Source organism: Aromatoleum buckelii (genome assembly GCF_012910785.2).
In the GTDB taxonomy this organism is placed as follows: domain Bacteria; phylum Pseudomonadota; class Gammaproteobacteria; order Burkholderiales; family Rhodocyclaceae; genus Aromatoleum; species Aromatoleum buckelii.
This window is the reverse complement of record NZ_WTVH02000009.1, coordinates 484,808-499,059: the sequence shown is the minus strand read 5'-3', so window position 1 is coordinate 499,059 and position 14,252 is coordinate 484,808. Positions and strand designations below refer to the sequence as shown.

The window sequence follows — 14,252 nt, the reverse complement described above, 5'->3', positions numbered from 1 at the left end:
AAGCGGCACAGCTAGGCAGGGTTGCCTCGAGACCTTTCAGCTGCCGCCCGCCGGTCCCACCGCCAGGCCCAGCGCACGAAAACCCCGGAACAGCGCAACGATGCTCTTGGCGTCCGTGATGCGTCCCTCCTGGGCCGCCTCGAGTGCCTCCTCGACGGAAAGGGTCAGGACCTCGAGAAACTCCCCGTCGTCGAGGGCGGTACCGACATGCGTGAGGCCGCGTGCGAGAAAAATCTCGATGCGTTCGTCCGAATAGCCGATGCACGGGTGCATAACACCCAGGTACTGCCATTCGTCCGCCTCGTAACCGGTCTCTTCGCGCAGTTCCCGGCGAGCACAACTCAGCAGGTCTTCGCCGGCATCGATCTTTCCGGCCGGCAACTCGAGAAAGGCCCGCCGAAGCGGGTAGCGATACTGGCGCTCGAACAGCAGCCCGCCGTCGGGAAGCACTGCGAGCACCACCACCGCGCCCGGATGCCGCACATATTCGCGCAGCGATTCCGCCCCATCGGGGAGGCTGACGCGATCGCGTCTGACCTCCAGCAATGCCCCGTCGAAAACCCGCTCGGAATCGAGTTCGAGTTCTTCGAGGGGGTCCCGCTCAGAGGGAGGCGAGCAAGGCATAGGCGCAGACCGACATCAGCCCCTGGGGCAGCAGGCCGAGTACCGCGATCGCCAGACCGTTGGCCGAGAGCATCACGCGGACTTCGGCCGGAGCACGAATCGGCGCGGAGTCGGCGGGTTCATCGAAATACATGACCTTCACGACGCGCAGGTAGTAATACGCGCCGACCACCGACATCACCACGGCCAGCACGGCGAGCCACACATAGCCCGCTGCGACGACCGCCTGGAGCACGGCCAGTTTCGCGAAGAATCCGATGAAGAACGGGATGCCCGCCATCGAGAACATGACGACCATCATCATTGCGGCGAACCAGGAACTGCGCTTGTTCAGGCCCTTGAAGTCGTCGATATTCTCGGCCTCGAACCCCGCCCGCGACAGCAGGATCACCATTCCGAACGACGCGAGGCTCATGATCACGTACGACACGGCGTAGAACATCGCCGAACTGTAGGCGTTGAGCGCGAAATGGCGGTCGCCCTCGACCACGCCGGAAAGCAGGCCCAGCAGCACGAAGCCCATGTGCGAAATGCCCGAATACGCCAGCATCCGCTTGATGCTGGATTGGGCGATCGCCGCGAAGTTGCCGAGAATGATCGACAGCACGGCGAGGAACATCAGCATCGACTGCCACTGTTCCGCCAGCTCGAACAGGCCATACACGAGCAACCGCATCGTCATCGCAAACGCGGCAAGCTTGGGTGCCGACGAGATCATCAGCGTCACGGCCGTCGGCGCGCCTTGATAGACGTCAGGCACCCACATGTGGAAAGGCACCACCCCCAGCTTGAACGCGATTCCCGCGACCAGGAACACCACGCCGAACAGCAGCACGGTCCTGTTCGCGGCCTGGTGATAGATCGACTGCGCGATTCCCGAGAACTCAAGACTGCCGGTCGCACCATAAACCATCGACATGCCGTACAGCAGCAGGCCGGACGCGAGCGCGCCGAGCACGAAATACTTCATCGCCGCTTCGGTCGAACGAGCCGACTCGCGGTCGAACGCCACCATCCCGTAAAGCGACAGCGACATCATCTCCAGTCCGATGTAAAGCGACAACATGTGGTTCGACGTAACCATCACCATCATGCCGAGCGTCATCAGCAGCGTGAGCAGATAGTATTCGGGACGATCGATGTTGCGGTCGGCGAGATAGCCTCGCCCGTACAGCAGGGCGATTGCGACGGTGAAGTAGATCATCACCTTGAGGAAATCGCCCATCAGGTCCGAGATGAACATGTTGCTGAAAGTCAACGTGACCTCACCGTCCATCGTTCCAATCGTGATGAACGCGGCGGCGACCAGGGTTGCCTGGGTCAGATAATAGGCCAGACCGCGCGCAATCCCACGCGCAAAGGTCGTTGCCATCATGACGATGAGCGCCATCACGGCAACAAAAATCTCGGCCGCCGCGGGGTAGAAGTCCGGAATAACAAAATTCATCTTCTGACCAGTCCGAAAAAAGTCTCGCCCGCTCGATTAGAGCTTGCTTACGGCAACGTGCCGCAGGAGTTCATTGACCGAAGCATGCATGACTTCGGTAAAGGGGTATGGGTACAAGCCCATTGCCAGCACGCACAGGGCCAGGACCCCGAGAAACGCGAACTCTCGCCCGTCGATGTCATTCAGCTGGGCCACGTGGTTGTTGCCGATCACGCCGAACATCACGCGCTTGTACATCCAGAGAGTGTATGCAGCGCCAAGAATCAGCGTGATCGCTGCGCCGAACGCGACCCAGAAATTGAACTGGACCGCACCGAGAACGACCATGAATTCGCCCACGAAGCCGCTGGTGCCGGGCAGTCCGGCGTTGGCCATCGCAAACAGCATGAAGAACGCGGCGAACTTCGGCATCACCTTCACCACGCCGCCGTAATCGGCGATGTTGCGCGAGTGCATGCGGTCGTAGAGCACGCCGATGCAAAGGAACATCGCGCCCGAGACGAAGCCGTGCGAAATCATCTGCACCAGCGCCCCCTCGAGGCCGATGGTGTTGAACATGAAGAACCCGAGCGTGACGAAGCCCATGTGCGAGATCGACGAGTAGGCGACCAGCTTCTTCATGTCCGTCTGCACGAGAGCGACGAAGCCGATATAGATCACCGCGATCAGTGACAGCGCAATCATCATCGGGGCCATCGCCTGGGCCGCGTCCGGGACGATCGGCAGCGAGAAACGCAGGAAACCGTAGGCACCCAGCTTCAGCGCGATGGCCGCCAGCACCACCGAACCCCCGGTCGGCGCCTCGACGTGCGCATCGGGCAGCCACGTATGAACCGGCCACATCGGCACCTTCACCGCGAACGCGATGAGGAAAGCCCAGAAAATCAGCGTTTGCGGCCCCATCCCGAGCGGCAGCTGGTGCCAGTCGAGGATGTTGAAACTGCCCCCCGCTTCCATGAACAGATACAGCAACGCGATCAGCATCAGCAGCGAGCCGAGCAGCGTATAGAGGAAGAACTTGATCGCCGCGTACACCCGGTTCGCGCCGCCCCAGATACCGATGACCAGATACAGCGGGATCAGCGAGGCCTCGAAGAACGTGTAGAACAGCACGGCATCCAGTGCCGAGAAGATGCCGTTCATCAGGCCCGACATGATCAGGAACGCAGCCATGTACTGCGCCACCTTCTCGCGGATCACCTGCCATCCCGCGATCACGACCATGATCGTGATGAACGCGTTCAACAGGATGAACAGGACCGAAATCCCGTCGACGCCGAGGTGGTAATTGATGTTGAAGCGCGGGATCCACGGCAAAATCTCGACGAACTGCATCGCGCTGGTACTCGCGTCGAACTGCGAGTACAGCGGCAGCGTCACGAGGAAACCGGCAATGGCGACCAGCATGGCCAGGAATCGCGCCAGCGGCGCATTACGATCCGACCCGGTCGCTAGCACGAGCAACCCCCCCAGGATCGGTACCCAGATCGCAAGGCTCAGGAATGGCAAACCCGTCATCGTTACTTTCCGTCAAGTGCGTCGACGACCGACGCGCGTTTATCGTTATTCACTGTTCCGGCCCGTTCAACCGAGGTTGAACCAGAAGGTGAGCAGGATGAAGACCCCGATGATCATTGCGAACGCGTACTGGTAAAGGTGCCCGGTCTGGAACAGCCGGCTGATCTGTGCGACCCACCCGACCAGCCTGGCGGTCCCGTTCACCGCAATTCCGTCGATCAACCCCTGGTCGCCGCCCTTCCACAATCCCTTGCCGAGCTGACGCGAGCCGCCGGCAAAAACGATTTCGTTGAAACGATCGAAGAAGTACTTGTTCTCGAGCAGTGCATGCAGCGGCCGGAAAGTGCGCTGTATCGCTGCCGGAATGTCTGGCCGCACCATATAGAAGAACCACGCGAGCCCGACCCCGCCCATCGCGAGCCAGAACGGCGCGGTCTGGAGCCCGTGGATCGCCATGGCCACCGGCCCGTGGAAGTTTTCGGCCATTTCGGACAGACCGACGTGGTTGGCGCCGACGTGAATCACGCCCTTGAACCATTCTCCGAACAGCATCGGCTCGATCGTGAAGAACCCGATCACGACCGACGGAATCGCGAGCAGCACCAGCGGCAGCGTGACGACCCAAGGTGACTCGTGCGGCTTCTGGCCCGGCGCGAGACCGTGGTGGTGATCCGCGCTCGGTTCCTCGTCCTCGTGGTCGCCGTGGTGATCGTGATGACCGTGGTTCGCGCCGAACCGCTCCTTGCCGTGGAAAACAAGGAAATACATGCGGAAGGAATAAAACGCGGTGATGAAGACACCGAACAGCACGCAGAACAGCGCGTAGCCGGCACCGGGAATCGTCGAAGCATGCACTGCCTCGATGATCGAGTCCTTCGAGTAGAAACCCGCGAAGAACGGAAAGCCGATCAGCGCGAGCGACCCGAGCAGCGACGTGAACCAGGTCACAGGCATGTACTTCCACAGCCCGCCCATGTTGCGCATGTCCTGGTCGTGATGCATACCGATGATGACCGAACCGGCGCCGAGGAACAGCAGCGCCTTGAAGAACGCGTGCGTCATCAGGTGGAACACTGCAGCCGAATATGCCGAGACACCCAGGGCGACGGTCATGTAGCCGAGCTGCGAGAGCGTCGAGTACGCGACGACGCGCTTGATATCGTTCTGGACGATGCCGAGAAAACCCATGAAGAGCGCGGTGGTCGCGCCGATCACGAGCACGAACGACAGCGCGACGTCCGACAGCTCGAACAGCGGCGACATGCGCGCGACCATGAAAATGCCGGCCGTCACCATCGTCGCCGCATGAATCAGCGCGGAAATCGGGGTCGGGCCTTCCATCGAATCGGGAAGCCAGACATGCAGCGGAACCTGTGCGGACTTGCCCATCGCACCGATGAACAGGCAGATGCAGATCGCGGTGATCAGCGGCCAGCCCGTGACGGCCATGTCCTGCGCCGCGAGTTCACCCGCCTTCGCGAACACTTCGGCGTAATCGAGGCTTCCGGCGTAGGCGGCGATCAGGCCGATGCCGAGCAGAAAGCCGAAGTCGCCGACGCGGTTGACCAGGAACGCCTTGAGGTTGGCGTAGATCGCCGTCGGGCGCTCATACCAGAAGCCGATGAGCAGATACGAGACGAGACCCACAGCTTCCCAGCCGAAGAACAACTGGAGGAAGTTGTTCGACATCACCAGCATCAGCATCGAGAACGTGAACAGCGAGATATAGCTGAAGAACCGCTGGTAGCCCGGGTCGTCGTGCATGTAGCCAATCGTGTAGATATGCACCATCAGCGACACGAAGCTCACGACGAGCATCATCATCACGGTCAGCGAGTCGATCAGGAAACCGACCTCGAGGGTCAGGTTTCCGGTCGTCATCCACGTGTACACGGTGCCGTTGAACGTGTTCCCGGTCTGCACGTCCTGATAGATCACCACCGATGCCGCGAGCGCGACTGCGACCCCGAGGATCGTGACGATGTGCGCGCCCGCGCGTCCGATCAGCTTGCCGAACAGACCGGCGAGAAGTGCGCCGGCCAGCGGTGCCAGCGGTACCAGGAGATAAAGCTTTTGCATGTCCGTCATCGAGCCGCTTCCTTAACCCTTGAGGCTGTCGAGATCATCCACATGGATCGTCCGCAGATTGCGGAACAACACCACCAGAATCGCAAGACCGATTGCCGATTCTGCTGCTGCCACGGTGAGAATGAAGAAAACAAAAATCTGCCCTGCCAAATCGCCGAGATAATGCGAAAAGGCAATGAAGTTCAGATTGACCGCGAGCAACATCAACTCGATAGCCATCAGCAGGACGATCAGGTTCTTCCGGTTGAGGAAAATCCCGACCACGCTGATCGCGAACAGGATCGCGCCCAGAACGAGATAGTGGGAAAGCGAAAGCATCAATGACTCCCTGATTGCATCGGCCTAACAGCGGCAGCAGTTCTTATTCTTTCTCGGCGGACATCGAAATCAGTTCGACGCGATCGCCACGCTTGATCGAAATCTGTTCGGACGGATTGAGATAGCGCACGCCCTTGCGCTTGCGCAGCGTCAGGGTCACCGCGACGATCATCGCCACGAGCAGCAACAGCGAAGCGAGTTCGAACGGATACACGTAATCGGTATAGAGCAGCCGCCCCAACTCGCGCGTGTTGCTATACCCCGCCTGCGCCGCGGGCGGCTCGGGCATCGCTTCCAGTCCGAAGTACCGCCCGCCGAGCACCAGCGCCATTTCGACCACCAGCAGCACGCCGATCAGCGCGCCGACCGGCAGATAGCTCCAGAATCCCTGTCGCAGACGGTCGAGGTTGATGTCCAGCATCATGACGACGAACAGGAACAGCACCATGACTGCACCCACGTACACCATGACGAGGACGATCGCGAGAAACTCCGCCGCCAGCAACAGCCAGATCCCGCCCGCCGAGAAGAATGACAGCACCAGGAACAAGGCCGCGTGGACCGGGTTTCGCGCAGTGATCACCCGCAGCGCGGCGAAAACCATGATCGCGGCGAGAACGTAGAAGACGAAAGTCTTGAAATCCATTTTCTTTTCGTGGCGCCCGTCAGCGCCCTCCCTTAGCGATACTTGGCGTCGGCTTCGCGATCGGCAGCGATCTGCGCTTCATAACGATCGCCCACGGCAAGCAGCATCTGCTTCGTGTAGTAGAGATCGCCGCGTTTTTCACCGTGATACTCGAACACCCGGGTTTCAACCACTGCGTCGACCGGGCACGCTTCCTCGCAGAAACCGCAAAAGATGCACTTGGTGAGGTCGATGTCATAGCGACTGGTACGCCGCGACCCATCGTCCCGCTGCTCGGATTCGATCGTGATCGCCAGCGCCGGGCAGATCGCTTCACAAAGCTTGCAGGCGATGCACCGCTCCTCTCCGTTCGGATAGCGACGCAGCGCGTGCAGTCCGCGAAACCGCGGGCTCGCCGGCGTCTTCTCCTCCGGGAACTGCACCGTGATCTTGCGCGCAAACAGGTGGCGCCCGGTCAGCGCCATGCCCTTGATCAGTTCCGTGAGGAACAGGCTACCGATGTAATCCTTCGCACCCATCTTCAGCCTCTCATTTCCAGATCGACAGCGGAGACATCATCCACACTGCCACCACGATCACCCACACCAGGGTGATGGGAATGAATACCTTCCAGCCCAGCCGCATGATGTGGTCGTAGCGGAAACGCGGGAACGTTGCTCGCGCCCACAGGAACACGAACAGGAAAAATGCCGTTTTCAACGCCAGCCAGAAGAACCCGTCAGGCAGGAAGCTGACCGGGGACAGCCAGCCGCCGACAAACAGCACCGACGTCAGGATCGAGACCAGGATCATGTTCGCGTATTCGGCGAGGAAGAACAGCGCGAACGCCATGCCGGAATACTCGACCATGTGACCGGCCACGACTTCGGACTCGCCTTCGACGACGTCGAACGGCGCGCGGTTGGTTTCCGCAATGCCCGAAATCAGGAACACGATGAACATCGGAAACAGCGGGATCCAGTTCCACGACAGGAAGGACAACCCCATGTCGTGGAATTGACCCTGTCCCTGCGATCGAACGATGTCGGTGAGGTTGAGGCTCGCCGATATCAGCAGCACGCAAATCAGCGCGAATCCCATCGCTACTTCGTACGACACCATCTGCGCCGCGGCACGCATGGAACCGAGGAACGGATATTTCGAGTTCGACGCCCACCCCGCGATGATGACGCCATACACTTCGACCGACGTGATTGCCAGCAGGAACAGCAGCCCCGCGTTGACATCCGCAAGCACCATTCCGTCGCCGAACGGCACGACCGCCCAGGCTGCCAGCGAGGGCGCGATCGCCAGGATCGGACCGAGGATGAACAGCCCCTTGCTGGCGCCGGACGGGACGATGATTTCCTTGAAAAGGAGTTTCATCCCGTCGGCAATCGGCTGCAACAGTCCCTTCGGACCGACCCGGTTCGGCCCGATCCGCACCTGCATGTAGCCGATGACCTTGCGCTCCGCCAGCGTCAGATACGCTACGCAAAGCATCAGCGGCGCGATGATCGCAACGATCTTCGTGAGGGTCCATACGGCGGGCCACGCAGGCCCGAACAACTGCACCACGGGTTCGAGCAAAGCTTCCATCAGACACGCTCCAGGCTGATTTCGCCGCACATCGGGCCGAGGGCCACGGTCGCAGGGTGAGCGGCCGCGATGCGAACGCACTTGTCGGCGACGTTTTCATCGACGACGATAGCAAGTTCAACGGCGGCCCCGCCCTGCTTCACGCGAACACGCGCCCCTGCCTCGAATCCCAGGCGCGCCAACGTTGCCGAGCTCACCCGAACGGACGGTGCGGCGGCATCCCGCGTCTTCTGCAGCGGCGGCGACCGGCGCACCAGCGGATCGGCAAAATAGATCGGCACGTCGCTTACGCGCTCCAGCCCACCTGCAACAGCAGGGCGCGCCGAAAGCTCGACGCCCGACACATCGTTCCCGAGGCGCTCGGCGACGTCCGCGGACAGCACTTCCGCTGCGACCGCCTCGGAATCGTTCTGATCGAATCCTTCCAGTTCGAGCAGGTTGCCGAGAACGCGAAGCACTTTCCAGCCAGGTCGAGCCTCGCCGCGCGGACGCGCGACGGCATTGAAGTTCTGCGCCCTGCCCTCGCAATTGACGAACGTGCCGGACGTTTCGCTGAAGGGAGCAATCGGCAGCAGCACGGTGGCACAGGAGCGCAGCGCAGGCGACGTAAACGCCGACAGCGCCACGACCAGCCGCGCGCCGCGCAGCGCCGCCATTGTCGCGACAGGATTCGCAAAATCGAGATCGGGCTCGGCATTGAGCAGCAGATAGGATTTCAGCGGCTGCTCGACCATCTGCCGGGCGTTGAACCCGCCGACGATCGGGGCCGCCTTCGCGAGATATCCGCCGACGCTGTTCGCCGCTTCGCCGATGAAGCCCAGCGACCCGCCGCTCAACCGGGCGATTTCCTGCGCAACGACCTGCAGTTCGGCGGCGAATTCGGACTGTTCCGCAAAATTGCCCAACCACACCGCGACGCGAGCGCCCGAGGAGAGGCTCTGCGCGATCGCACGCGCTTCATCCGAGATCTCGGCGGGCACGCGGGGAGCGATTTCGTCCGTGACCGACAGGCCTTTTTCAGCCGCCAGCGCTCCCGCAACCTGCAGCAACATCCCGACCATTGCCGACGCGGCAACCAACGCCCGGTTCTTGAGCGGCAACAGCCAGTCGTCGCTCGCAGCGTGAATGGCATTCACGTGCAGTCCACGCTTGGCCGCCTGGCGCACGCGCTGCGCCAGCAGCGGCGCATCCTTGCGGAAGAAGCTGCCGATGATGAGCAGCCGATTCAGCTCCGGGACCTCGGAGATCGCCATCCCGAGCCATGGGGCCCCGGTCCGGTGACCGTCCGCGCGGAAATCCCACTGGCGTAACCGGAAGTCGATGTTATCGGTACCGAGCGTGCGCGCAAGCTTCTGCAGCAGGTGCAGTTCTTCGAGCGTCGAATGGGGCGATGCCAGGGCGCCGATCGTCGCCGGCCCGTTTTCTTTCGCCGTCGCGAGCAGGCCGTTCGCGACAAATTCGAGCGCCGCCTGCCAGTCGACCTCTTTCCACTCGCCATCGCGCTTGATCATCGGGACCGTCAGGCGATCCTCGCTGTTCAGGCCTTCGTACGAAAAACGGTCCTTGTCGGACAGCCAGCACTCGTTGATTGCCTCGTTCTCGAGCGGCAGCACGCGCTTGACGATGTCGTGCTTGACCTGAACGACGAGGTTCGAGCCGAGCGAATCGTGCGGGCTGATCGATTTGCGCCGGGAAAGCTCCCACGTCCGCGCCGCGAAACGGAAAGGCTTCGACGTCAGCGCACCGACGGGGCAAAGATCGATGATGTTGCCCGACAGTTCGGAATCCAGCGTCTTTTCGATGAACGGCATGATTTCCGCATGCTCGCCGCGAAATGCCTGGCCGAGTTCCATCATGCCTGCAATTTCGGTCGTGAATCGCACGCAGCGTGTGCAGTTGATGCAACGCGTCATGTCGGTCGCGACGAGCGGGCCGAGGTTCTTGTTGAACACGACGCGCTTTTCTTCCTCGTAGCGGGACTGGCTCGCGCCGTAACCGACTGCGAGATCCTGCAACTGGCACTCGCCGCCCTGATCGCAGATCGGGCAATCGAGCGGGTGGTTGATGAGCAAAAACTCCATCACCCCCTTTTGCGCCTTGATCGCCTGGTCCGACCGCGTCCACACCTTCATGCCGTTAGTGACCGGAGTCGCGCACGCGGGCAGCGGCTTCGGCGCCTTTTCGACCTGAACGAGGCACATGCGGCAATTTGCCGCGATGGACAGTTTCTTGTGATAACAGAAGTGCGGAATGTATGCACCGATCTTGGTCGCGGCATCCATCACGGTGCTGCCATCCTCGACCGATACCTGCTTGCCGTCGATTTCGATCTCTAGCATCACGGACTCACGTAGATTTGGCTGCCCTGGTGCTGGACCTCGGGCGGCACTAGACATTTCTTGTTTTCGATGTGGTACTCGAACTCGGAGCCGAAGTGCTTGATGAAGCTCTGCACCGGCATCGACGCGGCATCACCGAGGGCGCAAATGGTGCGTCCCATGATGTTGCCGGTCACCGAGTTGAGCAGATCGAGATCGTCGCGACGTCCCAGCCCGTTCTCGATCCGATGAACCACCCGATAAAGCCAACCGGTTCCCTCGCGGCACGGGGTGCACTGCCCGCAGGATTCCTCGAAGTAGAAATACGACAGGCGCTCGAGCGCCTTCACCATGCACGTGGTCTCGTCCATGACGATCACCGCGCCCGAACCGAGCATCGAGCCCGCCTTGGCGATGGAGTCATAGTCCATCGTGCAGTCCATCATCACGGTTGCAGGCAGCACGGGGGACGAAGACCCCCCGGGAATGACCGCTTTGAGCTTGCGCCCGCCGCGCATTCCGCCCGCCATTTCGAGCAACTCGGCGAAGGGCGTGCCCATCCCGATCTCGTAATTCCCCGGACGATTGACGTGCCCCGAGATCGAGAACAGCTTCGTGCCGCCGTTGTTCGGCTTCCCGAGGTTGAGAAAATTCTCGCCGCCCATATTGACGATGAACGGCACCGACGCGAATGTTTCGGTGTTGTTGATCGTCGTGGGCTTGCCGTAAAGGCCATAGCTTGCGGGAAACGGCGGCTTGAAGCGCGGCTGGCCTTTCTTGCCCTCGATCGACTCGAGCAGCGCCGTCTCTTCACCGCAGATGTAAGCGCCGTAGCCGTGGTGTGCGAACAGTTCGAACGAAAAATCCGAACCCAGGATTTTCTGCCCGAGCAGGCCCGCTTCACGCGCTTCGGCGAGCGCCTCCTCGAAGCGCTCGTAGATTTCGAAAATCTCGCCGTGGATGTAGTTGTAGCCCCGCTCGCAACCCATCGCATAGGCCGCGATCGTCATCCCCTCGATGACGCTGTGAGGGTTGTAGCGAAGAATATCGCGGTCCTTGAAAGTGCCCGGCTCGCCCTCGTCGGAATTGCAGGCGAGATATTTCGCTCCCGGGAATGAGCGCGGCATGAAGCTCCACTTGAGCCCGGTGGGGAAACCCGCACCGCCGCGCCCGCGCAGCGAAGAAGCCTTCAATTCGGCTATGATCGTTTCGGCCGGAATCTTTTCCGCAATGATCTTTTTCAGAGCGGAATAACCTCCGCGCCCGATATAGTCCTGTAACCGCCAGGTACGGTCGCCGTCGACGCCGGCGAGAATAAGTCCGCGTGCGCTCATTTGTTTTCCAGATCGGCCAGCAGTTGATCGATCTTTTCCGTCGTCATCCAGCTGCACATGTGGTGATTATTCACCAGCAGCACCGGAGCGTCGCCACAGGCCCCCATGCATTCACCCTCCTTGAGCGTGAATTTGCCGTCCGGGGTGGTCTCGTTGAAATCGATCCCGAGCTTCTGCTTTACATAATCGGCTGCATGCACGCCCCCCGACAAGGCGCACGGGAGGTTGGTGCACACCGTGATCTTGTGGCGTCCCACCGGCTGAAGATCGTACATGTTGTAGAAGCTCGCCACCTCGTAAGCGGCGATTGCCGGCATGTCGAGATAGCCGGCGACAAATTCGATCGTCTCTTTCGCCAGCCAGCCCATTTCAATCTGGGCGATACGCAACGCCGACATTACCGCCGACTGTTTCTGATCGGGCGGATATTTCGCGATTTCGCGATCGATCTGTTGTAGCGATTCCTGACTCAGCATTTCGTGTTCGTCTTCCCGGATTGCCTGCCGACGTTTGTCATGCCAGTTCGTTCAGCGGTCGATTTCGCCGAACACCACATCCATCGTGCCGATGATCGCGACTACGTCGGCGATCATGTGGCCACGGGCGATTTCGTCCATCGCCGCGAGATGCGCGAACCCCGGCGCCCTGAGTTTCAGACGGTAAGGCTTGTTCGCGCCGTCCGAGACGGCATAGACGCCGAATTCACCCTTCGGGTGTTCAATTGCGGCGTACACCTCGCCGCTCGGGACATGCATGCCTTCGGTGAAGAGCTTGAAATGGTGGATGAGCTCCTCCATGTTGCCCTTCATCCTTTCGCGCGGCGGCGGCGCAACCTTGTAATTGTCCGCGATGACCGGTCCCGGGTTCTTGCGCAACCAGTCGATACACTGCTTGACGATCCGGTTCGACTGGCGCATCTCTTCCATGCGGCACAAATAACGGTCGTAACAATCGCCGTTCTTCCCGATCGGAATGTCGAAGTCCACGCGATCGTACACTTCGTAAGGCTGCTTTTTGCGCAGGTCCCACGCGACGCCGGAACCCCGCAGCATCGGCCCGGTGAATCCCCAGGCCTTGGCCTGCTCGGGCGTGACCACACCGATACCCACCGTGCGCTGTTTCCAGATCCGGTTGTCGGTGAGGAGCGTCTCGTAGTCGTCGCAGTAGCCGCCGAACCGTTGGGTGAAATCCTCCAGGAAATCGAGCAATGAGCCCTGGCGGTTCTCGTTCAGTTCCCGAACGGTATTCGCATTCTTGAACTTGTTAACCGCATATTGCGGCATGCGATCCGGCAGATCGCGATAGACGCCGCCGGGACGGTAATACGCGGCATGCATGCGCGCGCCCGAAACCGCCTCGTAGGCATCCATCAAATCTTCACGCTCGCGGAACGTATACAGCACCATCGTCATCGCACCGATATCGAGCGCGTGCGTGCCGATGCCGAGGAGATGATTCAGAATCCGCGTGATCTCGTCGAACATGACCCGGATGTATTGGGCACGAATCGGCACTTCGAGCCCGAGCAGGCGCTCGATCGCCATGCAGTAGGCGTGCTCGTTGCACATCATCGACACATAGTCGAGCCGGTCCATATAAGGAACCGATTGCACCCAGGTGCGCGTTTCCGCGAGCTTCTCCGTTCCGCGATGGAGCAGGCCGATATGCGGATCGGCACGCACGACGACTTCGCCGTCGAGCTCGAGCACCAGGCGAAGCACGCCGTGGGCCGAAGGATGCTGCGGGCCGAAGTTGATTGTGTAATTGCGAATCTCAGCCATTGCCGACATCCCCGTAGTTCTCTTCGCGCACGATGCGCGGGGTGTTCTCACGCGGCTCGATGGTCACGGGCTGGTACACCACCCTTCCCTGCTCGGGGTCGTAACGCATCTCGACGTAGCCGGAAACAGGAAAATCCTTGCGGAACGGATGACCCACGAATCCGTAATCCGTCAGGATTCGGCGCAGATCCGGATGACCGGCAAACATGATGCCGTAGAGATCGAAGGCCTCGCGCTCGTACCAGTTGACACCCGCCCACACTCCAACCAGCGACTCGAACACCGGAAAGGCATCATCATCGGCGAATGCACGCAACCGAATGCGCCAGTTGTGCGTGATCGAAAGCAGATGTACGGCAACGGCGAACCGCTTCCCCGTCCAGGCTCCGTTTCCGTAAGCCGAATAATCCAGACCGGTGAGATCGATCAGTTCCTCGAACCGCAGATCACGATGGTCCCGCAGCATTTGCGCCGCGGCGAGGTAATCAGCCGCTGCGACTTCAAGCGTAACCTCCCCACGATCAACAACCACCGACCGCACCTTCGCACCCAGGATGTTTTGCAGCGAACTGCTCAGACGTTCCAGCTTCGAACTCATAA

General features: G+C 60.8%; 13 protein-coding genes. All 13 read right to left on the bottom strand.

Annotated elements, in window-relative coordinates; translation table 11 throughout:
• Positions 1–36 precede the first annotated feature (36 nt).
• On the bottom strand, positions 37–624 hold the full coding sequence (locus GO608_RS08495) for an NUDIX domain-containing protein (protein ID WP_169197397.1): 588 nt from the start codon (positions 622–624) through the stop codon (positions 37–39).
• Positions 602–2,071, bottom strand: a complete 1,470-nt coding sequence (nuoN, locus tag GO608_RS08490; RefSeq protein WP_169197398.1) for an NADH-quinone oxidoreductase subunit NuoN — start codon at positions 2,069–2,071, stop codon at positions 602–604. Before nuoN ends, GO608_RS08495 begins: the two co-directional genes overlap by 23 nt.
• 36 nt (positions 2,072–2,107) lie before the next feature.
• Complete coding sequence (locus GO608_RS08485; protein ID WP_169197399.1) at positions 2,108–3,589, bottom strand: NADH-quinone oxidoreductase subunit M; 1,482 nt, start codon at positions 3,587–3,589, stop codon at positions 2,108–2,110.
• A 66-nt stretch (positions 3,590–3,655) separates the two neighbouring features.
• Positions 3,656–5,677, bottom strand: coding sequence for an NADH-quinone oxidoreductase subunit L (nuoL, locus tag GO608_RS08480; RefSeq protein WP_169197400.1), 2,022 nt, complete (start codon positions 5,675–5,677; stop codon positions 3,656–3,658).
• Positions 5,678–5,689: 12 nt separating this feature from the next.
• Positions 5,690–5,995 (bottom strand): NADH-quinone oxidoreductase subunit NuoK, encoded by a 306-nt coding sequence (gene nuoK, locus GO608_RS08475; protein WP_011238557.1) that lies wholly within the window; start codon positions 5,993–5,995, stop codon positions 5,690–5,692.
• Between the two features lie 43 nt (positions 5,996–6,038).
• On the bottom strand, positions 6,039–6,641 hold the full coding sequence (locus GO608_RS08470) for an NADH-quinone oxidoreductase subunit J (protein ID WP_169197401.1): 603 nt from the start codon (positions 6,639–6,641) through the stop codon (positions 6,039–6,041).
• Between the two features lie 32 nt (positions 6,642–6,673).
• Positions 6,674–7,159 carry an NADH-quinone oxidoreductase subunit NuoI gene (nuoI, locus tag GO608_RS08465; protein WP_053422276.1) on the bottom strand — a complete coding sequence of 162 codons (486 nt, stop codon included), beginning with the start codon at positions 7,157–7,159 and terminating at the stop codon, positions 6,674–6,676.
• 10 nt (positions 7,160–7,169) lie between these two features.
• The gene (gene nuoH, locus GO608_RS08460; RefSeq protein WP_169197402.1) at positions 7,170–8,219 is read right to left on the bottom strand and encodes an NADH-quinone oxidoreductase subunit NuoH; all 1,050 of its coding nucleotides are present in this window, start codon (positions 8,217–8,219) and stop codon (positions 7,170–7,172) included.
• Positions 8,219–10,558: an NADH-quinone oxidoreductase subunit NuoG gene (gene nuoG, locus GO608_RS08455; protein ID WP_169197403.1), complete on the bottom strand. Its 2,340-nt coding sequence runs from the start codon at positions 10,556–10,558 to the stop codon at positions 8,219–8,221. The genes nuoH and nuoG overlap by 1 nt, the downstream gene beginning before the upstream one ends.
• On the bottom strand, positions 10,558–11,871 hold the full coding sequence (nuoF, locus tag GO608_RS08450; protein ID WP_169197404.1) for an NADH-quinone oxidoreductase subunit NuoF: 1,314 nt from the start codon (positions 11,869–11,871) through the stop codon (positions 10,558–10,560). Before nuoF ends, nuoG begins: the two co-directional genes overlap by 1 nt.
• Positions 11,868–12,347, bottom strand: a complete 480-nt coding sequence (nuoE, locus tag GO608_RS08445) for an NADH-quinone oxidoreductase subunit NuoE (RefSeq protein WP_169197405.1) — start codon at positions 12,345–12,347, stop codon at positions 11,868–11,870. The genes nuoF and nuoE overlap by 4 nt, the downstream gene beginning before the upstream one ends.
• A 51-nt stretch (positions 12,348–12,398) precedes the next feature.
• Positions 12,399–13,652 carry an NADH-quinone oxidoreductase subunit D gene (locus GO608_RS08440; RefSeq protein ID WP_169197406.1) on the bottom strand — a complete coding sequence of 418 codons (1,254 nt, stop codon included), beginning with the start codon at positions 13,650–13,652 and terminating at the stop codon, positions 12,399–12,401.
• Positions 13,645–14,250, bottom strand: coding sequence for an NADH-quinone oxidoreductase subunit C (locus tag GO608_RS08435; RefSeq protein ID WP_169197407.1), 606 nt, complete (start codon positions 14,248–14,250; stop codon positions 13,645–13,647). The genes GO608_RS08440 and GO608_RS08435 overlap by 8 nt, the downstream gene beginning before the upstream one ends.
• Between the last annotated feature and the right edge of the window lie 2 nt (positions 14,251–14,252).